This is a genomic window from Streptomyces sp. NPDC054794, assembly GCF_053611585.1.
The window spans coordinates 97,054-121,792 of the sequence record NZ_JBSHAQ010000007.1; the positions used below are offsets into that span (position 1 = coordinate 97,054).

The 24,739-nt window shown below is 70.7% G+C and carries 19 protein-coding genes and 1 pseudogene; 12 read left to right on the top strand and 8 right to left on the bottom strand.

Going from position 1 to position 24,739, the window contains the following annotated elements; genetic code table 11:
* Window positions 1–121 precede the first annotated feature (121 nt).
* From gap to pgi, 7 genes and pseudogenes are all read left to right on the top strand, one after another.
* The gene (gene gap / locus ACWGKT_RS09410) at window positions 122–1,129 is read left to right on the top strand and encodes a type I glyceraldehyde-3-phosphate dehydrogenase (RefSeq protein ID WP_235456622.1); all 1,008 of its coding nucleotides are present in this window, start codon (window positions 122–124) and stop codon (window positions 1,127–1,129) included.
* A gap of 144 nt (window positions 1,130–1,273) precedes the next feature.
* A complete protein-coding gene (locus tag ACWGKT_RS09415) occupies window positions 1,274–2,485 on the top strand; it encodes a phosphoglycerate kinase (RefSeq protein WP_453273113.1) in 1,212 nt (403 codons plus the stop codon).
* 5 nt (window positions 2,486–2,490) lie between these two features.
* A complete protein-coding gene (gene tpiA, locus ACWGKT_RS09420; RefSeq protein WP_356153715.1) occupies window positions 2,491–3,267 on the top strand; it encodes a triose-phosphate isomerase in 777 nt (258 codons plus the stop codon).
* Window positions 3,268–3,365: 98 nt separating this feature from the next.
* A complete protein-coding gene (gene secG / locus ACWGKT_RS09425) occupies window positions 3,366–3,602 on the top strand; it encodes a preprotein translocase subunit SecG (protein ID WP_235456625.1) in 237 nt (78 codons plus the stop codon).
* 205 nt (window positions 3,603–3,807) lie between these two features.
* Entirely contained in the window at window positions 3,808–4,143 is a 336-nt protein-coding gene (locus ACWGKT_RS09430) for an RNA polymerase-binding protein RbpA (RefSeq protein WP_003976875.1), read from the top strand.
* Window positions 4,144–4,324: 181 nt separating this feature from the next.
* Window positions 4,325–5,532, top strand: a pseudogene (locus tag ACWGKT_RS09435) (MFS transporter).
* A 74-nt stretch (window positions 5,533–5,606) separates the two neighbouring features.
* Entirely contained in the window at window positions 5,607–7,259 is a 1,653-nt protein-coding gene (gene pgi / locus ACWGKT_RS09440; RefSeq protein WP_453273114.1) for a glucose-6-phosphate isomerase, read from the top strand.
* Between the two features lie 88 nt (window positions 7,260–7,347).
* Here the strand turns inward: pgi and ACWGKT_RS09445 are convergent, their stop codons facing one another.
* From ACWGKT_RS09445 to ACWGKT_RS09455, 3 genes are read right to left on the bottom strand one after another with little or no spacing between them, the layout of a single operon-like run.
* Window positions 7,348–9,630 (bottom strand): ABC transporter permease, encoded by a 2,283-nt coding sequence (locus ACWGKT_RS09445; RefSeq protein WP_453273115.1) that lies wholly within the window; start codon window positions 9,628–9,630, stop codon window positions 7,348–7,350.
* A 51-nt stretch (window positions 9,631–9,681) separates the two neighbouring features.
* Complete coding sequence (locus tag ACWGKT_RS09450; protein ID WP_453273116.1) at window positions 9,682–10,431, bottom strand: ABC transporter ATP-binding protein; 750 nt, start codon at window positions 10,429–10,431, stop codon at window positions 9,682–9,684.
* Window positions 10,428–10,943 carry a PadR family transcriptional regulator gene (locus tag ACWGKT_RS09455; RefSeq protein ID WP_453273117.1) on the bottom strand — a complete coding sequence of 172 codons (516 nt, stop codon included), beginning with the start codon at window positions 10,941–10,943 and terminating at the stop codon, window positions 10,428–10,430. Before ACWGKT_RS09455 ends, ACWGKT_RS09450 begins: the two co-directional genes overlap by 4 nt.
* Window positions 10,944–11,071: 128 nt before the next feature.
* Here ACWGKT_RS09455 and ACWGKT_RS09460 point away from each other — a divergent pair, with 128 nt between their 5' ends.
* The 5 genes from ACWGKT_RS09460 (at window position 11,072) to ACWGKT_RS09480 (ending at window position 17,798) form a co-directional block, all read left to right on the top strand.
* Window positions 11,072–12,340: an ABC transporter substrate-binding protein gene (locus tag ACWGKT_RS09460; protein ID WP_453273118.1), complete on the top strand. Its 1,269-nt coding sequence runs from the start codon at window positions 11,072–11,074 to the stop codon at window positions 12,338–12,340.
* A 220-nt stretch (window positions 12,341–12,560) separates the two neighbouring features.
* Window positions 12,561–14,183: a glycoside hydrolase family 13 protein gene (locus tag ACWGKT_RS09465; protein ID WP_356143193.1), complete on the top strand. Its 1,623-nt coding sequence runs from the start codon at window positions 12,561–12,563 to the stop codon at window positions 14,181–14,183.
* Window positions 14,184–14,238: 55 nt separating this feature from the next.
* Window positions 14,239–15,567 carry an ABC transporter substrate-binding protein gene (locus ACWGKT_RS09470; protein ID WP_453273119.1) on the top strand — a complete coding sequence of 443 codons (1,329 nt, stop codon included), beginning with the start codon at window positions 14,239–14,241 and terminating at the stop codon, window positions 15,565–15,567.
* A 6-nt stretch (window positions 15,568–15,573) separates the two neighbouring features.
* Complete coding sequence (locus ACWGKT_RS09475) at window positions 15,574–16,938, top strand: ABC transporter permease (protein WP_356143173.1); 1,365 nt, start codon at window positions 15,574–15,576, stop codon at window positions 16,936–16,938.
* Window positions 16,939–16,958: 20 nt separating this feature from the next.
* Complete coding sequence (locus ACWGKT_RS09480) at window positions 16,959–17,798, top strand: carbohydrate ABC transporter permease (protein ID WP_453273226.1); 840 nt, start codon at window positions 16,959–16,961, stop codon at window positions 17,796–17,798.
* A 53-nt stretch (window positions 17,799–17,851) separates the two neighbouring features.
* On the opposite strand, the gene pgl is transcribed toward ACWGKT_RS09480, so the two are convergent.
* From pgl to tkt, 5 genes are read right to left on the bottom strand one after another with little or no spacing between them, the layout of a single operon-like run.
* Window positions 17,852–18,634 (bottom strand): 6-phosphogluconolactonase, encoded by a 783-nt coding sequence (gene pgl, locus ACWGKT_RS09485; RefSeq protein WP_453273120.1) that lies wholly within the window; start codon window positions 18,632–18,634, stop codon window positions 17,852–17,854.
* On the bottom strand, window positions 18,631–19,707 hold the full coding sequence (gene opcA, locus ACWGKT_RS09490; protein WP_453273121.1) for a glucose-6-phosphate dehydrogenase assembly protein OpcA: 1,077 nt from the start codon (window positions 19,705–19,707) through the stop codon (window positions 18,631–18,633). Before opcA ends, pgl begins: the two co-directional genes overlap by 4 nt.
* Entirely contained in the window at window positions 19,704–21,242 is a 1,539-nt protein-coding gene (zwf, locus tag ACWGKT_RS09495; protein WP_453273122.1) for a glucose-6-phosphate dehydrogenase, read from the bottom strand. Before zwf ends, opcA begins: the two co-directional genes overlap by 4 nt.
* 4 nt (window positions 21,243–21,246) lie before the next feature.
* Complete coding sequence (gene tal / locus ACWGKT_RS09500; protein WP_356143165.1) at window positions 21,247–22,365, bottom strand: transaldolase; 1,119 nt, start codon at window positions 22,363–22,365, stop codon at window positions 21,247–21,249.
* Window positions 22,366–22,398: 33 nt separating this feature from the next.
* Window positions 22,399–24,486 carry a transketolase gene (gene tkt / locus ACWGKT_RS09505; RefSeq protein ID WP_356143163.1) on the bottom strand — a complete coding sequence of 696 codons (2,088 nt, stop codon included), beginning with the start codon at window positions 24,484–24,486 and terminating at the stop codon, window positions 22,399–22,401.
* Between the last annotated feature and the right edge of the window lie 253 nt (window positions 24,487–24,739).

Genomic DNA, 24,739 nt, shown 5'->3' on the forward strand with positions numbered 1-24,739 from the left:
TATGAGGCATCTGGATGTCACCTCGGGAGCCTCAGAGAGGTAGGGTCGGGGGTGGTCGGGGACATCCCAAATACAGCTCGCCGGCACCGCATGGCCGGCGTACCAACGAGGAGATCGGTTCGTGACGATCCGCGTAGGCATCAACGGCTTCGGTCGTATCGGTCGCAATTACTTCCGCGCGCTGCTGGAGCAGGGCGCAGACATCGAGATCGTGGCTGTCAACGACCTGGGTGACACCGCGACCACCGCGCACCTGCTGAAGTACGACACCATCCTGGGTCGTCTGAAGCAGGAGGTGACCCACACCGCCGACACGATCACCGTGGACGGCCACACCATCAAGGTCCTCTCCGAGCGCAACCCCGCCGACATTCCGTGGGGCGAGCTGGGCGTCGACATCGTCATCGAGTCGACGGGCATCTTCACCAAGAAGGAAGACGCCGCGAAGCACATCGCCGGTGGCGCCAAGAAGGTCCTCATCTCGGCTCCGGCCTCCGGCGAGGACATCACCATCGTGATGGGCGTCAACCAGGACAAGTACGACCCGGCGAACCACCACGTCATCTCCAACGCCTCCTGCACCACCAACTGCGTGGCGCCGATGGCGAAGGTCCTCGACGAGAACTTCGGCATCGTCAAGGGTCTGATGACCACGGTGCACGCGTACACCAACGACCAGCGCATCCTGGACTTCCCGCACAAGGACCTGCGCCGCGCGCGTGCCGCCGCGGAGAACATCATCCCGACCACCACGGGTGCGGCCAAGGCCACCGCCCTGGTCCTCCCGCAGCTCAAGGGCAAGCTGGACGGCATCGCCATGCGCGTCCCGGTCCCGACCGGCTCGGTCACCGACCTCGTCCTGGAGCTGGGCCGCGAGGTCACCAAGGAAGAGATCAACGCCGCCTTCCAGAAGGCCGCCGAGGGCGAGCTCAAGGGCATCCTCGAGTACACCGAGGACCCGATCGTCTCCTCCGACATCGTCAACGCCCCGGCGTCCTGCACCTTCGACTCCTCCCTGACCATGGTCCAGGAGGGCAAGAACGTGAAGGTCATCGGCTGGTACGACAATGAGTGGGGCTACTCCAACCGCCTCGTCGACCTGACGGTCTTCGTCGGCAACCAGCTCTGATCGGCAGAGCAGGCACCTGATGTGCAGCAGGGCTCGGGCAGCGCACCGTCGCGCTGCCCGAGCCCTGACGCACGTGCGGATCGACCCTCTATGTACGGTCGATCAGCCCTCGTACGATCAAGAGCCCTCCTCAGGAGTCCCCTCATGAAGACCATCGACGAACTTCTCGCGGAAGGCGTGGACGGCAAGCGGGTCTTCGTCCGCGCCGACCTCAACGTGCCGCTCGCCGACGGCGTCATCACCGACGACGGCCGCATCCGCGCCGTCCTGCCCACCGTCAAGGCCCTCGCCGAGGCGGGCGCCAGGGTGGTCGTCGCCTCGCACCTGGGCCGCCCCAAGGGCGCTCCGGACCTCACCTTCTCGCTGCTGCCCGCCGCCGAGCGGCTCGGTGAACTCCTCGGCGCCCCGGTCGCCTTCGCCCAGGACACCGTCGGCCCCGCCGCCCACGACGCCGTGAACGGTCTTCAGCCCGGCCAGGTCGCGGTCATCGAGAACCTGCGCTTCAACGCCGGCGAGACCGCCAAGGACGACACCGAGCGCGGCGAGTTCGCCGACCGGCTGGCCGCCCTCGCGGACGTCTACGTCGGCGACGGCTTCGGCGCGGTCCACCGCAAGCACGCCTCCGTGTACGACCTCCCGGCCCGCCTGCCGCACTACGCCGGCTACCTCATCGCCACCGAGGTCGGCGTCCTGAAGAAGCTCACCCAGGACGTCAAGCGCCCCTACGTGGTCGCCCTCGGCGGCGCCAAGGTCTCCGACAAGCTCGCCGTCATCGACGAGCTGCTCGGCAAGGCCGACCGCCTCCTCATCGGCGGCGGCATGGCCTACACCTTCCTCAAGGCCAAGGGCTACGAGGTCGGCATCTCCCTCCTCCAGGAGGACCAGGTCCCGACCGTCACCGAGTACATGGAGCGCGCGCAGAAGCAGGGCGTCGAGCTGCTTCTCCCCCTGGACGTCGTGGTCGCCCGGGAGTTCCCGGACCTGAAGGCCAAGGCTCCCACCGAGCACACCGTGGTCGACGCGGACAAGATCCCCGCCGACCAGGAGGGCCTGGACATCGGCCCGAAGACTCGCGAGCTGTACGCCGCGAAGCTCGCCGACGCCGAGACCGTTTTCTGGAACGGTCCCATGGGCGTCTTCGAGCACCCCGACTACGCCGAGGGCACCAGGGCGGTCGCCCAGGCTCTCGTCGAAGCGGACGGTTTCACCGTCGTCGGCGGCGGTGACTCCGCCGCTGCCGTGCGTACGCTCGGCTTCGACGAGAACGCATTCGGTCACATCTCGACCGGTGGCGGCGCCTCCCTCGAATACCTCGAGGGCAAGACGCTCCCCGGCCTCGCCGCACTGGAGGACTGACCTCGATGAGCACGCGCACGCCGATCATGGCGGGCAACTGGAAGATGAACCTCAACCACCTGGAGGCCATCGCCCACGTCCAGAAGCTCGCCTTCGCCCTGGCCGACAAGGACTACGAGGCCGTCGAGGTCGCCGTCCTGCCGCCCTTCACCGACCTGCGCTCGGTACAGACCCTGGTCGACGGGGACAAGCTCAAGATCAAGTACGGCGCCCAGGACCTCTCGGCGCACGACTCGGGCGCCTTCACCGGCGAGATCTCGGGCCCCATGCTGGCCAAGCTGAAGTGCACGTACGTGGTCATCGGCCACTCCGAGCGCCGCCAGTACCACAACGAGACCGACGAGCTCGTGAACGCCAAGGTCAAGGCCGCCTTCAAGCACGGCCTGACCCCGATCCTGTGCGTCGGCGAGGAACTGCACGTCCGTGAGGCCGGCGACCACGTCACGCACACGCTCGCCCAGGTCGAGGGCGGTCTGAAGGACGTCACGGCCGAGCAGGCCGAGACCGTGGTGATCGCCTACGAGCCGGTGTGGGCCATCGGCACCGGCAAGGTCTGCGGCGCCGCGGACGCCCAGGAGGTCTGCGCCGCCATCCGTGGCAAGATCGCCGAGCTGTACACGCAGGACGTGGCCGACAAGGTCCGCGTCCAGTACGGCGGCTCCGTAAAGTCCGGGAACGTCGCCGAGATCATGGCCCAGGCCGACATCGACGGCGCCCTGGTGGGCGGTGCCTCGCTGGACGCGGACGAGTTCGTCAAGATCGTCCGCTTCCGCGACCAGTGAGTATGCGGTAGCGGGGATCCGTCGTACCCTTGCGGGGGCATGGTGGTACGCCACCGTGTCCCCGTCGTCCATCCGAATCCGAGGAAGTTGGTCCAGCCGTGGTTTTGGGGTTCTCGATCGCCCTGATCGTCTTCAGCCTGCTGCTGATGCTGCTGGTGCTGATGCACAAGGGGAAGGGCGGCGGCCTCTCCGACATGTTCGGTGGCGGCATGCAGTCGTCCGTCGGCGGCTCCTCCGTCGCCGAGCGCAACCTCGACCGCATCACGCTGGTGGTCGGTCTGCTGTGGTTCGCGTGCATCGTCGTCCTCGGCCTGCTGATGAAGACGAGCAGCTGATCACGTCCCGTACGCACATTCCGTACGTAAGGCCCCATGTTCGGTACGCGCCCCTGAGCGCGGCCTATCATGGGGCTTGCGTCTAGGTGTGAGGGTTGTAACTCCAATCACTGGACGCGCGTTGGGCCTTACGTAGACTGAGGCGCTCGCAGCGGAGCGAAACGCCGACTCGCTTCGCGGCACCATCACGCAGGGAGTTACGACCGTGGCAAGTGGCAACGCGATCCGAGGAAGCCGGGTCGGGGCGGGGCCGATGGGCGAGGCCGAGCGCGGCGAGTCCGCGCCGCGTCTGCGCATCTCCTTCTGGTGCTCCAACGGGCACGAGACGCAGCCGAGCTTCGCCAGCGACGCGCAGGTTCCCGAGACCTGGGACTGCCCGCGCTGTGGCTTCCCGGCCGGACAGGACCGGGACAACCCGCCGGACCCGCCGCGCACCGAGCCGTACAAGACGCACCTCGCGTACGTACGGGAGCGGCGCAGCGACGCGGACGGCGAGGCGATCCTCGCCGAGGCGCTCGCCAAACTGCGGGGCGAAATCTAGAAGTTGTGACCGGCCGGGCGCCCAAGGGCGTCTGGCCGGAGCTGTTTCGCGCGGTCACCGACGCCCCGTTGTCAGTGGCTCCCTTTACGGTGTGTGCATCGACGCATCGTGAGGGGGACGCGTGACGGCGGTGGAGACGGCAGGCGTGGGCACACCCACCTGGCGCGGGGGATTCGGGCGGTTGTGGACCGCCGCCGTGGTCTCCCGGTTCGGAGACGCCCTGCGTACGTCGGCCCTGCCCCTGCTCGCCGTACGCCTGACCGACGAGCCGCTCGTCATCGCCTCCGTGACCGCGTGCGGGTACCTCCCGTGGCTGCTGTTCGGGCTGCTCGGCGGCGCGCTGGCGGACCGCGTGGACCAGCGGCGGGCGATGTGGGCCGTGGACGCCGTGCGGGGCCTGCTCGTCGCCGCCTTCGCGCTGGCGGTGGGCCTCGGACACGCCTCCGTGCCCCTGCTGCTCGCCCTCGCGTTCTCGCTGACCACCCTGCAGACGCTCTTCGACAACGCCGCCACGGCCCTGCTGCCCGCCCTGGTGCCGCGCGAGACCCTGGGTGGCGCCAACGCCCGTCTGATGACCGGTCAGCAACTCGCCGGCGGCCTGCTGGCGGTCCCGTTCGTACCGCTGCTGCTGACGGCCGGGGCCTTCGTGCCGTTCGCGGCGGACGCGGGCACCTATCTGGCCGCCGCTGCCCTCGTGGCGTCCCTGCGGATACGACCGCCCGAGCGGGAGCCGCGCCCGGCCGGCAGCACCCTGCGCGCGGAGATCGGCGCGGGACTGCGCGCCCTGTGGCACGACCGTGTGCTGCGCGCGGTCTGCGCGGCCACCCTGCTGTGCAACATCGGCATGGGCGCCCTGATCGCCACGCTCGTGCTGCACGTGACCCGCTGGCTGCACGCGGGCACCGCCGGGTACGCGGCCGCGATGACGGCGTACTCGGTGGGCAGCCTCGCCGGCGGCTTCCTGGCGCAGCGGATCGCGCGCCGCACCGGGCGGGCGCGGGCCCTGCTGGTCGCCGGCGGCGTCCAGACGGCGTCCCTGCTGCTCATCGGCTCCGTACGGCAGCTGCCGGCGCTCGTCGCGGGCATGCTGCTGCTCGGCGCGATGAACATGGTGTGGAACGTCAACCAGGTCACGCTGATGCAGCAGCGCGGCCCGGATTCCATGGTGGGCCGCATCGCCTCCGCCTTCCGCACCGCCTCGACGTCCGGCGCCCCGCTCGGCGCCCTCCTCGGCGGAGTCGTGGCCCGGGCGTACGGCTGAACGGCCCGGCTCTGCTGGCGGCCGCCCTCTTCGGGCCGGCCGTCATCTCGTTGATACCGGCTCGCAAGCCGGACGTACCTGTTGTTGCGCCGCGGGACAGGGCGGCGACAGGCGATGCCCCACGCTGATCAATTAGGTTGGGACCGGCAGCGGGGCAAGGTACGCAGCAAGACAGGTGTAGGAAAGAAGGCTGACGTCGGAAATGAACGCAGACGGCCGTACCAGGCTCAACCAGACGCCCGAGTGGACCGCTCTGGCCAAGCACCGGGAACAGCTCGCCGACATTCATCTGCGGGACCTGTTCGCCGCCGATCCGGGGCGCGGCGCGGGCTACACGCTCCAGGTCGGTGATCTGTACGTCGACTACTCGAAGCACCTGGTCACCGACGAGACGCTGCGGCTGCTGCGCGAGCTGGCCGCCGCGACCGACGTCTTCGGCCTGCGGGACGCGATGTTCCGCGGGGAGAAGATCAACGTCACCGAGAACCGGGCCGTGCTGCACACCGCGCTGCGGGCCGCGCCCGACGCGGTGGTCGAGGTCGACGGGGAGAACGTCGTCCCGGCGGTGCACGCGGTGCTCGACAAGATGAGCGGCTTCGCCGAGCGGGTCCGTTCGGGCGCCTGGACGGGGCACACCGGCAAGCGCATCAAGAACGTGATCAACATCGGCATCGGCGGCTCCGACCTGGGCCCGGCCATGGCCCACGAGGTGCTGCGCAGCTTCACCGACCGCGACCTCACGGTCCGCTTCGTGTCGAACGTGGACGGCGCCGACCTGCACGAGGCCACCCGCGACCTGGACGCGGCGGAGACGCTGTTCATCATCGCCTCCAAGACCTTCACCACGATCGAGACGATCAGCAACGCGACCTCCGCCCGCAACTGGCTGCTCACCGAGCTGAAGGCCGGCCAGGACGCCGTCGCCCAGCACTTCGTGGCCCTGTCGACGAACGCCGAGAAGGTGGCGGACTTCGGCATCGACACGGCCAACATGTTCGAGTTCTGGGACTGGGTCGGCGGCCGGTACTCCTACGACTCGGCGATCGGCCTGTCCCTGATGATCGCGATCGGCCCGGACCGGTTCCGGGAGATGCTCGACGGCTTCCGGCTCGTCGACGAGCACTTCCGCACCGCGCCGACCGAGTCCAACGTGCCGCTCCTGCTCGGCCTGTTGGGCATCTGGTACGGCAACTTCCACGACGCCCAGTCGCACGCCGTCCTGCCCTACAGCCACTATCTGTCCAGGTTCACCGCCTACTTGCAGCAGCTGGACATGGAGTCCAACGGCAAGTACGTCACGCGGGACGGGCAGGAGGTCGACTGGCAGACCGGTCCGGTGGTCTGGGGCACGCCTGGCACCAACGGGCAGCACGCCTACTACCAGCTCATCCACCAGGGGACGAAGCTGATCCCGGCGGACTTCATCGGCTTCGCCGAGCCGGTGGCCGAGCTCGCCGACGAGCTCAAGGCCCAGCACGACCTGCTGATGGCCAACTTCTTCGCCCAGACGCAGGCGCTCGCCTTCGGCAAGACCGCCGACGAGGTGCGCGCGGAGGGCGTCGCGGAGGAGCTGGTGCCGCACAAGAGGTTCCTGGGCAACCGGCCGACGACCACGATCCTCGCGCGCGAGTTGACCCCGTCGGTGCTCGGGCAACTCGTCGCGCTGTACGAGCACAAGGTGTTCGTCCAGGGCGCGATCTGGAACATCGACTCCTTCGACCAGTGGGGTGTCGAGCTGGGCAAGGTGCTGGCCAAGCGGGTGGAGCCGGCCCTGACCGAGGGCGCGGAGGTCGCCGGCCTGGACGAGTCCACGAAGGCGCTGGTCGCGAAGTACCGGGAGCTGCGCGGGCGTTAGGCCCTGCCCGTCCCGCCCGGCCGTGGCGGGGAGTTCCCCGAGGGGCTCCCCGCGCGGCCGGTCAGACCATGGCGCCCCGCGCGGCCGGTCAGGCCATGGCGCTCAGGGTGTCCGCCAGCCGGCGCCGGGTCGCCCTGGCCGCGGGGAGGGCGGACAGCGCGACGGCGCCCAGGACGGCGGCCGACCCCAGCAGCAGGACCAGGCGCCAGGAGGGGCTCTGGGCGATCCCGGCGCCGATCCCGCTGGAGTGGCCCTGGGCGTCGATCAGCCAGTGGGCGAGGGGGAGCCCCACGGCCGTGCCGACGAGCGCCGAGGCCAGCGCGGTGCAGCCGGTCGCCGTCACGGTGATCGCCGTGATCTGTCGCGGGGACAGCCCGATCGCCTTGAGCGCCGGGAGGTCCCGCTCGCTCTCGCGGACGGTGCCGCCGATCGCCGTCAGCAGCTCGATGAGCCCGATGAGCGCGAGGACCGCGATCAGCCCGACGACGACACCGCGCAGCGGGGACAGCCCGTCGGCCGGGTTGGTCACGGGATGCACGTCCAGGTGGCCAAGGCCTGCCGCGGCCAGCGCCCCGGCGACGGCGTGCGGGTCGGCGCCGGGCCGCAGCCGCAGCTGGTACAGGGTCGGGGCGAGCTTCGGGTCGTTGTCCTGGAGGGTGTCGAGCGAGGTCGAGATGACCCGGCCCGCGTTCTCCGGCTCGATGCTGCGGCCCACGATGTGCAGGATCTGCGGCTGGTCGCCGACGGTCATCCGCACCCAGTCGCCCACGTGCACGTCGAGAAGGTCGAGCAGGCCCTGCCCGGCCACCGCCTCGTCGGGGCCGCGCGGGGCCCGGCCCTCGGCGACCGTGTAGGGGTACGGGTCCCGGTGGGTGCCGAGACCGCGCAGGGCGATCGTGGCGGTCTGGCCGGGGACCAGGGCGGCCACCTCGACGCCCGGGTAGGCGGCGGCGACCCGCGGGGCGCGGTCCAGCAGGGCGCGGGTCTCCTGGTCGCCGATACCGCCGTCGGTGCGGACGGTGAGTGACGCCGGCAGGCCCATCCGCTCCGGAGTGCTCTGGAAGCGGTCGATGGTGGTCCACGCGCTCATCGCGACCACGATCAGGAGCAGGGGCAGCGCGAGCCGGCCGACCGTGGCCAGCGTCCGGGGGCGGCGCGGGAACGCCCGGTGCCAGCCCAGGACCAGCGCGGGCGGCACCCGCAGGCCGAGGGCCCGGCGCGCGAGAGAGGTCAACCGCCCGCCGGCCGGAGCCGCCGAGCGGGGCACCGGCACCGGGGGCACCCGCCCCGCCCGCCAGGCCGCGAGCCCGGTGACCGCGCCGATGAACAGCACGGCGCCGACCGGTACGGCGACCAGCGCGGCGGTGTGTCCCGGCAGCCCGTGCCACACTCCGACCGCGTCGCCCAGGCGTCCCGGGAGCCGGCTGCCCGGCCCCCAGGTGAGCGCCGCCGCGGCGACGGCGCCGAGCAGCGCGTACGCCACGTGCTGGAGCAGGAAGATCCGGACCACCTGGGCGGGCGTGAAGCCGATCGTCTTCAGCACCGAGATGTCTCGCAGATGGCCGCGGATCCGGGTGGCGATGGCGCCGTGCACGGCGAACCCGGCCGCGAGCAGCGCGCCCAGCCCGAACAGGCCGAGTATCTGGCCGAGGAGCCGGTTGTCGCCCTGTGCCTCGCCGCGCGCCTGCTGCCAGGTGGAGACCTCGCTGACCGCGCCGGCGCCCAGCAGCGTGACGGCGCGCTGGACGACGTAGTCGGTGTCGTCCGGGTCCGTCAGGCGCAGCCCGACCACCCGGCCGCCGGGGGCGCGCACGGCGGCCGGCGACGCCCAGACCAGCCCCGGCCGGTCACCCGGGCTGTAGCGGGGCTCGGCGCTCTCGGCGATGCCGACGACGGTCAGGGTCCGGGCCGTGCCGGGCAGCGTCAGGCTGTCGCCGGGCTCGGCCAGCAGGGACCGGGCGAGGCGGCTCTCCAGGACCACCCCGTCCGGGTCGCTCGCATCCAGCCAGCGACCGGTGGTGAGCAGCGGGCGGCCGACGGTGGGCCGGCCCGCCGTGGCACGCAGCTCGACGAAGGCGCGGGTGCCGCGGTCGGCGACGGTGACCGACTCGGTGGAGTAGGGGCCCGCGACGGTCTGGACGCCGTCCAGGCCGATCAGTCTGCCGGTGTCCGCGGACGCGGTGGTGTGCAGCCACACGTGGGCGCCGCGGGCCTGTGCGAAGACCCGCTGCCAGGGGTTGGTCGCATAGCCGAAGAGTGCCGTGGCCAGCAGCAGCGAGGCGACGATCCCGGCGGTCGCGAGCACCATGAACAGCGCCTCGCCGCGGTGCGTGCGCAGATCCGAATGCGCCCAGCGCAACGTGGCCCGCACGCCCTCAGCCCCTTGCCCGCGACAACGCGTCGTACACAGCGGCCAAGTCCCTCAGTCCCTCAGTTCCAGCACGCCCGAGATGCCGGCGCCCCGGGACGGCGTGCCGTCGAGGGTGGCGTCGTCGGCGATGCGGCCGTCGAAGAAGCTGATGACGCGGTCGGCGGCGCTGGCCAGCCGGGCGTCGTGGGTGACCAGCACGATGGTCTGGCCGCGCTGGTGGAAGCGGGACAGCAGCCGCATCACCTCGCGGGTGCCCTTGCTGTCGAGGCTGCCCGCGGGCTCGTCCGCCAGCAGCAGTGCGGGATGGTTGACCAGGGCCCGGGCCAGTGCCACGCGCTGCTGCTCACCGCCGGACAGCTCGCCCGGCATGCTGCGCTCCTTGCCCACGAGACCCAGCTCGGCCAGCAGTTCCTCCCGCTCGACCCGCGCCCGCTTCGGCGGGACACCGGCGAGCAGGGCCGGCAGCTCGACGTTGTCGGCGACCGACAGATTGGAGACCAGGTTGAAGAACTGGAAGACGATCCCGATGCGTTTCCTGCGCTCCACCGCCCAGCGCGCCTCGGAGTAGGAGTCGGCGCACTCGCCGTCCAGCCAGATGCGGCCGGCGTCCGGCCGCTGCAGCCCGCCGAGCAGGTGCAGGAGCGTGGACTTCCCGGCGCCGGAGGGGCCGGTGACGGCGACGAACTCGCCCCGTGCGACGGACAGGCCCACCCCGCGTACGGCATGGGCGGGTGCGCCCTCGCCGTAGTGGGTCTTGACCAGGCCCTCGGCACGCAGCAGAGGAGTGGGGGTGTCGCTCACTCCAGCTCCTCCAGCTCCTCCTGGCACCGCTCCAGCCAGTCGAGGTCGGCCTGCAGATGCAGCATGGCGCCCTCTATCAGCAGGTGGGCGATGTGGTTGTCCCGGTTCTCGGTGGCGGCCAGCTTCGACAGGTCGCGCATGGTGTTGAGGTACTGGCGCCGCTGTCTGTTGATGAGGGCGATCTGTTCGGCGAGACCGGTCCGCGGGGCGAGGGCCAGTTTCATGAAGAACTCGTCCCGGACCCGTGGCTCGTCCTCGGGCACCTCGAACCAGGCGCGCAGCGCCTCACGCCCGGCATCGGTGAGGTGGTAGACCTTCTTGTTGGGTCGGCTGGACTGCTCGACGTCCTCGCCCTCGATCAGTCCCGACTTTTCGAGGCGACCGAGGGTCACGTAGATCTGGCCGACGTTCGGCTGAGGGTACGCGGAGCCCAGCAGTTGCTCAAGGTCCTGCTTCAGCTCGTACCCGTGGGCGGGGCCGCGCGCGAGGAGTGCCAGGAGGGGCAGGCGCACTCGTGCTGTCCTCCTGTCTGCTCAATGTGCTCCAGGCCCTAGTATCGCCCATACCTAACAGGTATACATGGCCTCTGACCGTCGGGCGAGGGTGCCCGTGGCCGGGTGTACGTGCTAGGGAGGAACCTATGCGGTGGATGCACGCCGCCGGTAGGGGGCTCCTCGTTCTCGCCGTGGTCCTCACCGGGTACGTGGCCTCCGGCGCGCACGCCGACGAGGGCGTCGACGGCCGCGGCCCGCTCACCCTGGCCACCGCGGGGGACCTGACCGGCTACCTCGGCCCGCTGCTGGACGGCTGGAACCGCGCCCATCCCGCCGAGAAGGTCACCCTCGTCGAGCTCCCGGACTCCGCCGACGAGACCCACGCGCAGATGATCACCGACCTGCGCGGCGGGGACGGCGGCCGCTTCGACGTCCTCAACATCGACGTCAACTGGACCTCGGAGTTCGCCGCGGCCGGCTGGATCCGCCCGCTGCCGCGCGACGGCTTCCCGCTGAGCGGCTTCCTGCGGCCGGTCGTCGACACGGCCACCTACGACGGGCGCCTGTACGCGGTCCCGTACGTCACCAACGCCGGCCTGCTCCTGTACCGCAAGGACGTCCTCGACAAGGAGGGCGTGCCGCCGCCGCGCACCTGGGCCGAGCTGGAGCGTGACGCGAAGACCATCGCGCCCAAGTACGGGCTCGACGGCTACGCGGGCCAGTTCCTGCCGTACGAGGGCCTCACCGTGAACGCGGCCGAGGCGGTGTACTCGGCGGGCGGGAGCATCCTCGGCGACGAGGGCGAGCGCGTCACCGTGAACTCCGACGCGGCCCGCGAGGGCATCGGGTTCCTCGCGCGCGGCGTGCGCGAGGGCTGGATACCGAAGCGGGCCCTGACGTACAAGGAGGAGGAGTCCAAGCAGGCCTTCCAGGACGGCCGGCTGCTCTTCCTGCGCAACTGGCCGTACGCGTACGCCGTCGCCTCGGCCCCGGGCTCCCCGGTCGCCGGGAAGATCGGCGCCGTACCGCTGCCCGGACCGGACGGACGCGGCAGGAGTGTGCTCGGCGGCTCGAACCTCGCCGTCAACGCGCACGCCCGCCATCCCGACTCGGCCGCGCGCCTCATCGCGTACCTCACCAGCGAGCGCGTCCAGCGCCAGGTCCTCACCCGTGGCGCGCTGCCCCCCGTACGCGCCTCGCTCTACGACGATCCCGCGCTCGTCCGACGGTTCCCCTATCTGCCGACCCTGCGCACCGCCGTGCTCTCGGCCGCCCCGCGCCCCAAGAGCCCGCACTACGACCAGGTCAGCCTGGTGGTGCAGGCGGTCGTCCACGACGCGCTGACCGGGCGGGAGACGCCCGAGAGCGCGGTACGGCGGCTGGCCCGCGAACTCGCGGCCGTCTCCCACCGCTAGAGCCCTCGCGTCCGACCCTTCTATCGGAATCCTCTAGTTACATGTTAGGTAACGCGGACGTCTCATCTCGCTCCCCCGTGCCCCATTAAATCGGGACATACATCCCCAACTGCGCGGTAGCTTGCGGACAGTTCATTGACACCCTCGCGACACACCTACTTAACATGCATGCATAACGGTTGGCACGCACAGACAGGTCAACGGGGTGAGTCCCAAGCACATCCGCACCCACCACTGGTGGCGCGACGCGGTGATCTACCAGGTGTACGTCCGCAGTTTCCTGGACAGCACCGGCGACGGAATCGGCGATCTGGCAGGGGTCAGGGCCGGACTGCCGTACCTCAAGAAGCTCGGCGTCGACGGCATCTGGCTGAGCCCCTTCTACCCCTCGCCCCAGCACGACCACGGCTACGACGTCGCCGACTACTGCGGCGTCGACCCGCTCTTCGGCGACCTCGCCGAGTTCGACCTGCTGGTGGCCGCCGCCCGGCGGCTGGGCATCAAGGTGCTGCTGGACGTCGTCCCCAACCACTGCTCCAGCGAGCACCCGTGGTTCGGCGAAGCGCTCGCCGCCGAGCCGGGCAGCCCGGCCCGCGCCCGCTTCCACTTCGCCGACGGCCGCGGCCCGGACGGCGCCGAGCCGCCCAACAACTGGCACGCCATGTTCGGCGGCCCGGCCTGGACCCGGGTCACCGAGTCCGACGGCCGCCCCGGCCAGTGGTACCTGCACATGTTCACGCCGGAGCAGCCCGACTGGAACTGGCGCACCCCCGAGATCCCCGCCGAGTTCGACCGCGTCCTGCGCTTCTGGCTGGACCGGGGCGTCGACGGCTTCCGCATCGACGTCGCCGCCGGCCTCTTCAAGCACCCGGACCTGCCCGACTCCCCGGACCCGGAGGCCGACGCCCGCACCCGCGACTCGGTCAACCCGCTCGCCTGGAACCGGCCCGAGGTCCACGACGTGTGGCGGCACTGGCGTTCGGTGTGCGAGGAGTACACCGCCCGCGACGGCCGCGAGCGCCTCCTGGTCGGCGAGGTCTCGGTGCCCACGGCCCGCGAACACGCCCGCTACGTCCGCCCGGACGAACTCCACCAGGCCTTCTTCTTCGACCTCCTCGGCGCCCCCTGGGACGCCGACGCCTTCCGCAAGGTCATCGCCGAGGCCATGCAGGACATAGCCGGCACGGGCTCGACGGTCACCTGGGTCCTCAACAACCACGACCAGGTCCGCACCGTCACCCGCTACGGAGAACCCGCCACCGAGGGCAGCGGCATCGGTGCCGCCCGCGCCCGCGCCGCCGCGCTGCTGATGCTGGCGCTGCCCGGAGCCGCGTACATCTACCAGGGCGAGGAGCTCGGCCTGCCCGAGGTCGTCGACCTGCCCGACGACGTGCTCACCGACCCGATCTTCCGCCGCACCGGCAGCCGGGCCCGGATCCGGGACGGCTGCCGGGTGCCGCTGCCGTGGTCGGGACAGGCCTCCCCGTTCGGCTTCACCTCGGGCGCGGAGGGTGCGAAGCCCTGGCTGCCGCAGCCCGCGTGGTTCGCCGAGCACGCCACCGACCGGGCCCTCGCCGACACCCGCTCCTTCTGGCACCTCTACCGCGACGGCCTCCAACTGCGCGCCGCCCTGCCCCAACTCGGCGAGGGCACGCTGCGCTGGCTGGACGCCCCGCCCGGCGTGCTGGCCTTCGCCCGCGGCGACGACCTGGTCTGCGCCGTCAACTTCGGTACGTCCCCCACACCCGCGCCGGTCTCCGGCACCCCCCTGTTGTCCAGCGGTCCGTGTCCGGCCGGGGTGCTGCCCGGTTCGACCGCGGCCTGGTGGCTGAACGACCTCTGATCACCCCGCATCCCGAAACAGCCGTCAACTCCCACCTCCCGAAGGGACATCAACGATGATGCGACGACGTACGACCCTGCTCACCGGCTGCACCGCCCTCGCCCTGGCCCTCGGCGCGACCGCCTGTGGCGGCAGCGGCCCGGTCTCCGCCGGCGGCGGCGACAAGGCGCTCGACGGCCAGACGGTCACCGTGGCCGGCGTCTGGTCCGGCAGCGAGCAGAAGAACTTCCAGAAGGTGCTGGACGCCTTCTCCGAGAAGACCGGCGCCAAGACCCAGTTCGTGTCCACCGGTGACAACGTCTCCACCGTCGTCGGCAGCAAGATCGAGGGCGGCAACGCCCCCGACGTCGTCATGGTCCCGCAGGTCGGCGTGCTCCAGCAGTTCGCGAAGAAGGGCTGGCTCAAGCCGCTGTCCCCGGCCACCGAGAAGACGGTCGACGCCGACTTCGCGCCCGTGTGGAAGAAGTACGGCAGCGTCGACGGCACCCTCTACGGCCTCTACTTCAAGGCCGCCCACAAGTCGACGGTCTGGTACAGCCCCGACGCCCTCGCGCAGGCGGGCGTCAAGCCTCCGACGACCTACGCCGAGATGCTCAAGGCCGGGCACACCGTCTCCGACTCCGGGCTCGCCGCCTTCTCGGTCGCCGGACAGGACGGCTGGACGCTCACCGACTGGTTCGAGAACATCTACCTCTCCCAGGCCGGACCCGAGAAGTACGACGCCCTCGCGGCCCACAAGCTGAAGTGGACCGACGCGAGCGTGGTCAAGGCGCTCACCACGCTCGGCAAGCTGTTCAAGGACAAGCAGCTGATCGCGGGCGGCCAGAAGGGGGCCCTCAACACCGACTTCCCGGGCTCCGTGGAGAAGGTGTTCGGCCCCAAGCCCGAGGCCGGCCTGGTCTACGAGGGCGACTTCGTGGCCGGCGTGGCACACGACCAGTTCGGCAAGACCATCGGCACGGACGCGAACTTCTTCCCCTTCCCGGCGGTCGACGGCGGTACGGCACCGGTCGTCAGCGGCGGCGACGCGGCGGTGGTCCTCAAGGACGGCAAGAACGCCAAGGCCGGCATGAAGCTCATGGAGTACCTCGCGAGCCCCGAGGCCGCGGCCGTCTGGGCGAAGGCCGGCGGCTTCCTGTCCCCGAACAAGAAGCTCGACCTCGCCTCCTACAGCGACGATGTCACCCGCGCCACCGCCAAGTCCCTGGTCGAGGCGGGCGATTCGGTCCGCTTCGACATGTCCGACCAGGCGCCCGCGGCCTTCGGCGGCACCAAGGGCGCGGGGGAGTGGAAGCTCCTCCAGGACTTCCTGCGCGACCCGTCCGACCCGAAGGGGACCGCGGCCGGCCTGGAGGCCGCTGCGGCCAAGGCATACCAGGACTGACCTGCCATGACCGCCACCACGCTCGTTGACAAAGCGGCGGGCCCGTCGGCCGCCCCGGGTGCGGCGCGCAAGCGCCGCACCCGGCGGCGGGGACGGATCATCGCCCTCCTGTTCGTCCTGCCCGCCCTGGTCCTGCTCGGCGCGCTCGTCGTCTACCCGGTGCTGTTCTCCGTCGGCCGCAGCTTCTTCGACGCCTCCGGCAACCGGTTCGTCGGCGGCGACAACTACACCGAGATGTTCCGCGACCCGGCGACGCTCAAGGCCATCCGCAACACCGCGATCTGGGTCGTCGTCGCCCCGGCGCTGCTGACCGGCCTCGGGCTGATCCTGGCCGTGCTGGTCGAGAAGGTCCGCTGGGCCACCGCGTTCAAGCTGCTGCTCTTCATGCCGATGGCGGTGTCCTTCCTGGCCGCCGGCATCATCTTCCGGCTCGCCTACGACGAGGACCCCGACAAGGGCGTGCTGAACGCCGCCGTCGTCTCGGTCCACGACGCCTTCCAGGGCACGTCGTCCTACCCGACGGCACGGGCCCGCGACGGACAGGGACTCACCCGGGGCCAGGACGGCTCCTACCTGACGGGCGCCGGCCTGTCCCCGGGTGACTCGGCGGCCCTCGGGCTGGTCGGCGTCCTGCCCAAGGACCTGCCCCGGGGCGCCGCGTCCGCCTACCCGGCCGCCTCCCGCACGGCCGCCCCCGACGAACTGCGCGGTGTCGTCTACCTGGACTTCACGCCCGGCGGGGGAGGCAAGCAGGGCAAGGTGGACCCGAAGGAGAGTGGGCTGCCCGGCATGAAGGTCGAGGCGGTCCGCGACGGACGGTCCGTCGCGAGCGCGACGACCGCCTCCGACGGCTCCTTCCGCTTCTCCGGGCTCGACCAGGGCACGTACACGCTGAAGCTGCCCGCGTCGAACTTCGCACCGCCGTACCAGGGCGTCTCCTGGCTCGGCCCGGCGCTGGTCACACCGGCGATCATCGGGGCGTACCTGTGGATCTGGACCGGCTTCGCCATGGTGCTGATCGGCGCGGGCCTCGCGGCCCTGCCGCGGGACGCGCTGGAGGCGGCCCGGATGGACGGCGCGAACGAGTGGCAGATCTTCCGCCGGATCACGGTCCCGCTGCTCGCCCCCGTGCTGACCGTGGTCTTCGTGACCCTCGTCATCAACGTGATGAAGGTCTTCGACCTCGTCTACATCATCGCGCCCGGCCCGGTCCAGGAGGACGCGACCGTGCTCGCGACCCAGATGTGGCTGGTGTCCTTCGGCGGTGGCAACAACCAGGGCCTCGGCAGCGCGCTGGGCGTGCTGCTCCTGCTCCTGGTGATCCCCGCGATGGTCTTCAACGTCCGCCGCTTTCGAAGGAGCCAGCGATGAACCCGGCGACGAACCCGGTGATGAACACGGTCAGGCGCGGCCTGGGCAACGGCCTGGTGCAGGCGTTCCTGGTGGTGATCGGCCTGATCTGGCTGACCCCGCTGGCCGGGCTGTTCGTGTCGTCGATGCGGTCCGCCCAGGACACGGCCAAGGGCGGCTGGTGGACGGCCCTGGCGAGTCCGGGCCAGCTGTCCTTCGACAACTACTCGGCCCTGCTGAAGAACGCCGGCATGACGCAGGCCTTCTGGAACACCGTGCTGATCTCGGTGCCGACGACGGCCCTGGTCGTCGGCATCGCGGCGCTCGCCGGCTACGCCTTCGCGTGGCTGGACTTCCCCTGGCGCGAGCCTATCTTCCTGCTGGTGGTCGCCCTGTTGGTGGTGCCGGTCCAGATCGGCCTGCTGCCGGTCGCCAAACTCTTCGGCCAGCTGGGCCTGTTCGGCACGATTCCCGGCGTCGTGCTCTTCCACGTGGCCTACGGACTGCCGTTCGCGGTGTTCCTGCTGCGCAACTACTTCGCCGAGATGCCGAAGGAGATGCTGGAGGCCGCCCGCATGGACGGCGGCAGCGAATGGCGTATCTTCACGCGCCTGGTGCTGCCGGTGGGCCGGCCGGCCATCGCCAGCCTGGCGATCTTCCAGTTCCTGTGGGTCTGGAACGACATGCTGGTCGCCCTGCTCTTCGCCGACAGCTCGTCCCAGCCGCTGACCGTGGAACTCCAGTCCCAGATCCGTCAGTTCGGCAGCAACATCGACGTCCTGGCACCCGGGGCGTTCCTGTCGCTGATCGTGCCCGTGGTGGTGTTCTTCGCCTTCCAGCGGCACTTCGTGCAGGGAGTGATGGCCGGATCCGTGAAATAGCGGCCGAGAACGTGAAGCAGGGGCGGCGGCGCGGGGGGCCGCCGCCCCTTCGGTCACGGTGAGGCCGGCGGATACAGCGAGCGGGGCAGCTGGGCCGCCGCCGTCGAGTCCAGGAGCCACAGGGTGCGCTGGCGGCCGTACGCGCCGGCCGCCGGAGCCTGGATCTCGCCCGCGCCCGACAGGGCGATCGCCACGGCGTTCGCCTTGTCCTCGCCGGCGGCGAGCAGCCACACCTCACGGGCCGCCCGGATCGCCGGCAGGGTGAGGGTCACCCGGGTCGGTGGGGGCTTGGGCGCGCCGTGGACACCCACCACCGTGCGCTCCGTCTCCCGGACCGCGGGCAGCTCCGGGAAGAGCGAGGCCACGTGGGTGTCCGGGCCGACGCCCAGGAGCAGGACGTCGAAGGTGGGCACCGCGCCGTGGTTCTCGATGCCGGCGGCCTGCGCCAGCTCCACCGCGTAGGCCTCGGCCGCCGCGTCCACGTCCGCGCCGTACGTTCCGCCCGACGCGGGCATGGCGTGCACGCGCTTCGGGTCCAGCGGTACGGCGTCCAGCAGCGCCTCGCGGGCCTGGGTGATGTTGCGCTCCGGGTCCCCCTCGGGGAGGAACCGCTCGTCGCCCCACCACACGTCCAGCCGGCCCCAGTCGACGGCGTCCCGGGCCGGGGCGGCCGCCAGGGCGGTCAGCAGCCCGTTGCCGTTGCGGCCGCCGGTGAGCACTACGGACGCGTGACCCCGGGAGGCCTGCGCGTCCACGATCTTGGTGATCAGGCGGGCCGCGGCGGCCTGTGCCATCAGTTCCTTGTCGCGGTGCACGACCAGCTGCGGGGTGCTCACTTCGCCGCCGCCTTCTTCGCCGCGCCCGTGGCCTTCTTGGCGGCCGCCTTCTTCGCGGGCGCCGGCTCGGCCCGCGCGACCGGTTCCCCGGCCGCGGCGGGCTCGTCGGCCGAGGCGGGTTCCCCGGCCGCGGCCGGCTGCTCGGGCACGCCGCCCAGCCGGTCCACCCCGAACCGAAGCGCCGACGCGTAGGTGTCGTCCGGGTCGAGCCGGCGCAGCTCCTCCGCGATCAGCTCGGCCGTGTCACGCCGCTTGAGCGCGACCGCCCGGTCGGGCTGACCCTCGATCGTGAGCGTGGCCAGCGCCCCGTCCGCCCGGTCCAGGGCGATCGGGCCGCAGCTCGTGTCCATGCGGACCGCCGTCAGACCGGGGCCCGAGGACAGCGAGCGCTTCACGGGGACGCTCAGCCGGTCCGCGAGCCACATCGCCAGCAGCTCGCAGCTCGGGTTGAACTCCTCGCCCTCCACCTCGACGGCCTCGACCTCGCAGGTGACCTGGTCCAGCGCGGCGGCCAGCATCGAGCGCCAGGGCGTGATGCGGGTCCACGACAGGTCCGTGTCGCCGGGGGTATAGGTGTCCGCGCGGGCGGACAGCTCCCGTACCGGCTGCTCGGCGGCGTAGGTGTCGGTGACCCGGCGCTGGGCGAGGGCGCCCAGCGGGTCCTTGGCCGGGTCGAGCGGAGAGTTCACCGGCCACCAGACGACGACCGGGGCGTCCGGCAGCAGCAGCGGCAGGACGACCGAGTCGGCGTGGTCGACGGCCTCGCCGTACAGCCGCAGCACCACCGTCTCGCCGGTGCCCGCGTCCGCGCCCACCCGCACCTCGGCGTCCAGACGCGAGGTGGTGCGGTCGCGGGGCGAGCGGGAGACGCGCTTGACGACCACCAGCGTGCGCGAGGGGTGCTCGCGCGAGGCGTCGTTGGCGGCCTTCAGGGCGTCGTAGGCGTTCTCCTCGTCGGTGACGATGACGAGGGTCAGCACCATGCCGACGGCCGGCGTGCCGATGGCCCGGCGGCCCTGGACGAGCGCCTTGTTGACCTTGCTGGCCGTGGTGTCCGTGAGGTCTATCTTCATGGCCGGCGCCAGCTCCGTCCGTCTCGTGCGAGCATCTCGTCGGCCTCCGCGGGACCCCACGTGCCCGACGGGTACTGCGCGGGCTTGCCGTGCTTGTCCCAGTACTCCTCGATCGGGTCGAGGATCTTCCAGGACAGCTCGACCTCCTCCGTGCGCGGGAAGAGGTTGGCGTCGCCGAGCAGCACGTCCAGGATCAGGCGCTCGTACGCCTCCGGGCTGGACTCCGTGAACGACTCGCCGTAGGCGAAGTCCATGGACACGTCCCGGATCTCCATCGAGGTGCCCGGCACCTTGGAGCCGAAGCGGACCGTGATGCCCTCGTCGGGCTGGACGCGGATGACCACCGCGTTCTGCCCGAGCTCCTCCGTCGCCGTGTGGTCGAAGGGGGAGTGCGGGGCCCGCTGGAAGACCACCGCGATCTCGGTGACCCGGCGGCCCAGCCGCTTGCCGGTGCGCAGGTAGAAGGGGACGCCCGCCCAGCGGCGGTTGTCGATCCCCACCTTGATGGCCGCGTAGGTGTCGGTCTTCGACTGCGGGTCGATGCCGTCTTCCTGCAGGTAGCCGATGACCTTCTCGCCACCCTGCCAGCCACCCGCGTACTGCCCGCGCACGGTGCTGCGGCCCAGGTCCTTGGGCAGCCGCACCGCGCCCAGCACCTTCTCCTTCTCCGCGGCCAGCGCGTCCGCGTCGAAGGAGGCGGGCTCCTCCATGGCGGTGAGTGCCATCAGCTGGAGCAGGTGGTTCTGGATGACGTCACGGGCGGCGCCGATGCCGTCGTAGTAGCCGGCCCGGCCGCCGATGCCGATGTCCTCGGCCATCGTGATCTGCACGTGGTCCACGAAGGACCGGTTCCAGATCGGCTCGAACATCGTGTTGGCGAAGCGCAGCGCCAGGATGTTCTGGACGGTCTCCTTGCCGAGGTAGTGGTCGATCCGGAACACCTGGTCCGGAGTGAACACCTCGTGCACGACCTTGTTGAGCTCCTCGGCCGACTTCAGGTCGTGGCCGAACGGCTTCTCGATCACCGCGCGGCGCCAGGAGCCGCCCTGCTGGTCTGCCAGGCCGTGCTTCTTCAGCTGCTGGATGACCACCGGGAAGGAGCGCGGCGGTACGGACAGGTAGAAGGCGAAGTTGCCGCCCGTGCCCTGTGCCTTGTCCAGTTCCTCGATCGTGGAGCGCAGCCGCTCGAACGCGTCGTCGTCGTCGAAGGTGCCCTGGACGAAGCGCATCCCCTGGATGAGCTGCTGCCAGACCTCCTCACGGAACGGCGTCCTGGCGTGCGCCTTGACGGCGTCGTGGACCTCCTGCGCGAAGTCCTCGTGCGCCCACTCGCGGCGGGCGAAGCCCACCAGCGAAAAGCCCGGCGGCAGCAGACCCCGGTTGGCGAGGTCGTACACGGCGGGCATCAGCTTTTTACGCGACAAATCGCCCGTGACGCCGAAGATGACCAGGCCCGACGGCCCCGCGATACGCGGGAGCCGTCGGTCTGCGGGGTCACGGAGCGGGTTCGCTCCGGAACCGGCAAAGGGGGACAAGATGTCAGCCCTCCGAAGGGGAGAGGCGCTCCAGCTCGGCCTCGGTCGACTTGAGAAGGTCGTTCCAGGACGCCTCGAACTTCTCGACGCCCTCGTCCTCCAGGACCTGGACCACGTCGTCGTACGAGATCCCGAGCTTCTCGACGGCGTCGAGGTCGGCGCGGGCCTGCTCGTAGCCGCCGGTCACGGTGTCACCGGTGATGTTGCCGTGGTCCTCGGTGGCCAGCAGCGTGGCCTCCGGCATGGTGTTCACGGTGTTCGGCGCCACCAGGTCGTCGACGTACATGGTGTCCCGGAACGCCGGGTCCTTCACGCCGGTCGACGCCCACAGCGGACGCTGCTTGCGGGCGCCCGCCCTGTCCAGGGCGCTGAAGCGGTCGGAGGAGAAGACCTCCTCGTACGCCTGGTAGGCGAGGCGCGCGTTGGCGACGGCGGACTTGCCGCGCAGCGCCTTGGCCTCGGGGGTGCCGAGCGCGTCCAGCCGCTTGTCGATCTCGGTGTCCACACGGGACACGAAGAAGGACGCCACCGAACGGATCAGCGACAGGTCCAGGCCGCGCTCCTTGGCCTTCTCCAGGCCGGCCAGGTACGCGTCCATGACCTCGCGGTAACGCTCCAGCGAGAAGATCAGCGTGACGTTGACGCTGATACCGAGGCCGATGACCTCGGTGATCGCCGGCAGACCCGCCTTGGTGGCCGGGATCTTGATGAGCGTGTTGGGGCGGTCGACCAGCCAGGCCAGCTGCTTGGCCTCGGCGATCGTCGCCTTGGTGTTGTGGGCGAGGCGCGGGTCGACCTCGATCGACACACGGCCGTCCTGGCCGTCGGTGGCGTCGAAGACGGGGCGCAGGATGTCGGCGGCGTCGCGGACGTCCGCCGTGGTGATCATGCGGATGGCCTCGTCGACGGTGACCTTGCGGGCGGCGAGGTCCGAGACCTGCTGCTCGTAACCGTCACCCGAAGAGATCGCCTTCTGGAAGATCGTCGGGTTGGTGGTGACGCCCACGACGTGCTGCTGGTCGATCAGCTCGGCGAGATTGCCGGACGTGATCCGCTTGCGCGACAGGTCGTCCAGCCAGATCGCGACGCCTTCTTCGGAGAGGCGCTTGAGTGCGTCTGTCATGGAATTACATCTCCTACGTGTCGTATATGAGCGTCAGCGCTGCGCGGCGGCGATGGATTCCCGGGCCTTGGCGGCCACATTCTCGGCAGTGAAGCCGAACTCGCGGAAGAGCACCTTGCCGTCGGCGGAAGCACCGAAGTGCTCCAGGGAAACGATGCGTCCGGCGTCCCCGACGTACTTGTGCCAGGTGAGGCCGATTCCCGCCTCGACCGAGACACGGGCCTTCACGGACGGCGGCAGCACCGAGTCCCGGTACCCCTGGTCCTGCTCCTCGAACCACTCCACCGACGGCATGGACACGACCCGGGTGGGGACACCCTCGGCCTGCAGCTGCTCGCGGGCCTCGACGGCCACGTGCACCTCGGAACCGGTGGCGATCAGGATGACCTGGGCGTTGCCGCCCTCGGCCTCGAACAGCACGTAACCGCCGCGCGCCGCGTCCTCGTTGGGCTCGTACACCGGCACGCCCTGACGGGTCAGCGCGAGGCCGTGCGGAGCGCCCTTGCCGAACTCCTTGGTGTAGCGGCCGAGGATCTCGCGCCAGGCGATGGCGGTCTCGTTGGCGTCCGCCGGGCGGACGACGTTCAGACCGGGGATGGCGCGCAGCGAGGCCAGGTGCTCGATCGGCTGGTGCGTCGGGCCGTCCTCACCGAGGCCGATGGAGTCGTGCGTCCACACGTACGTCACCGGCAGGTGCATCAGGGCCGACAGACGCACCGCGTTGCGCATGTAGTCGGAGAAGACGAGGAACGTACCGCCGTAGACACGGGTGTTGCCGTGCAGCGTGATGCCGTTCATCTCCGCGGCCATGGAGTGCTCGCGGATGCCGAAGTGGATGGTCCGGCCGTACGGGTTCGCCTCCGGCAGCGGGTTGTCCGCCGGCAGGAACGAGCTGTCCTTGTCGATGGTCGTGTTGTTCGACCCGGCGAGGTCGGCGGAGCCGCCCCACAGCTCGGGGACGACCGCGCCGAGCGCCTGCAGCACCTTGCCGGAGGCGGCGCGGGTCGCGATGCCCTTGCCGGGCTCGAAGACCGGGACCTTCTCCTCCCAGCCGGTGGGCAGCTCGCCCTTGCTGATGCGGTCGAACTCGGTGGCGCGCTCGGTGTTCTCGTCGCGCCAGAGCTGGAAGGACTTCTCCCAGTCCGCCTTGAACGAGCGGCCGCGCTCGACGGCCTGGCGGGTGTGGGCCAGGACCTCGTCGGCGACCTCGAAGGACTGCTCCGGGTCGAAGCCGAGGACGCGCTTGGTGGCCGCGACCTCGTCGTCGCCAAGCGCCGAGCCGTGCGCGGCCTCGGTGTTCTGCGCGTTCGGGGCGGGCCAGGCGATGATCGAGCGCATCGCGATGAAGGACGGCTTGTCCGTGACCTTCTTCGCGGCCTCGATCGCGTTGTAGAGGGCGTGCGGGTCCAGGTCGCCGTCCGGCTTCGGGGCGACGCGCTGCACGTGCCAGCCGTACGCCTCGTAGCGCTTGACGGTGTCCTCGGAGACGGCGGTCTCGGTGTCGCCCTCGATCGAGATGTGGTTGTCGTCCCACAGCAGGATCAGGTTGCCGAGCTCCTGGTGGCCGGCCAGCGAGGACGCCTCGGCGGAGATGCCCTCCTGGAGGCAGCCGTCACCGGCGATGCAGTAGATGAAGTGGTCGAAGGGGGACTCGCCCTGCGGGGCGTCCGGGTCGAACAGGCCGCGCTCGTAGCGGGCGGCCATCGCCATGCCCACCGCGTTGGCGACACCCTGACCGAGCGGGCCGGTCGTCGTCTCGACGCCCTTGGTGTGCCCGTACTCCGGGTGGCCCGGGGTCTTCGAACCCCAGGTGCGGAAGGCCTTCAGGTCGTCCAGCTCCAGGCCGAAGCCGGCCAGGTAGAGCTGCGTGTAGAGGGTCAGGGAAGAATGACCGGCGGACAGTACGAAGCGGTCGCGGGCGACCCACTCGGGGTCGGCCGGGTCGTGCCTCATCACCTTCTGGAAGAGGGTGTAGGCGGCCGGCGCCAGGCTCATCGCCGTACCCGGATGGCCGTTGCCGACCTTCTGTACGGCGTCGGCGGCAAGGACTCGGGCGGTGTCCACGGCCCGCTGGTCCAGCTCGGTCCACTCAAGGTCTGTGGTGGTCGGCTTGGTGCTCACCCTGAGTCAGGGCTCCTCTCCACATGTCGGTCGCCGGTCTTCCGGGCGCGCGCCCACCGGCTGCCGGTGCACTGGGTGCCCACCGGCCTTCGCTGAGCCTACCCCCGTGAAGACGTGCATTTTTTCGAGTCATTCCAGACTGCCGGGCCTTACGGGGATCCGCCTCCCGGCCACTCCGGATCGCATTCGGCACATGAATACGGAGCCGCTCATCTGACTGCTCAATCGGGCTCCCCCACCGCTCGTACGGGAC

What these genes read in the sequence shown, in the direction of transcription:
- ACWGKT_RS09415 (WP_453273113.1), top strand. Translation starts at nt 1,274, where the DNA reads ATGAAGACCATCGACGAACTTCTCGCGGAAGGCGTGGACGGCAAGCGG.
- tpiA (WP_356153715.1), top strand. Translation starts at nt 2,491, where the DNA reads ATGAGCACGCGCACGCCGATCATGGCGGGCAACTGGAAGATGAACCTC.
- pgi (WP_453273114.1), top strand. Translation starts at nt 5,607, where the DNA reads ATGAACGCAGACGGCCGTACCAGGCTCAACCAGACGCCCGAGTGGACC.
- ACWGKT_RS09460 (WP_453273118.1), top strand. Translation starts at nt 11,072, where the DNA reads ATGCGGTGGATGCACGCCGCCGGTAGGGGGCTCCTCGTTCTCGCCGTG.
- ACWGKT_RS09470 (WP_453273119.1), top strand. Translation starts at nt 14,239, where the DNA reads ATGATGCGACGACGTACGACCCTGCTCACCGGCTGCACCGCCCTCGCC.
- ACWGKT_RS09475 (WP_356143173.1), top strand. Translation starts at nt 15,574, where the DNA reads ATGACCGCCACCACGCTCGTTGACAAAGCGGCGGGCCCGTCGGCCGCC.
- ACWGKT_RS09480 (WP_453273226.1), top strand. Translation starts at nt 16,959, where the DNA reads ATGAACACGGTCAGGCGCGGCCTGGGCAACGGCCTGGTGCAGGCGTTC.
- opcA (WP_453273121.1), bottom strand. Translation starts at nt 19,707, where the DNA reads ATGAAGATAGACCTCACGGACACCACGGCCAGCAAGGTCAACAAGGCG.
- tal (WP_356143165.1), bottom strand. Translation starts at nt 22,365, where the DNA reads ATGACAGACGCACTCAAGCGCCTCTCCGAAGAAGGCGTCGCGATCTGG.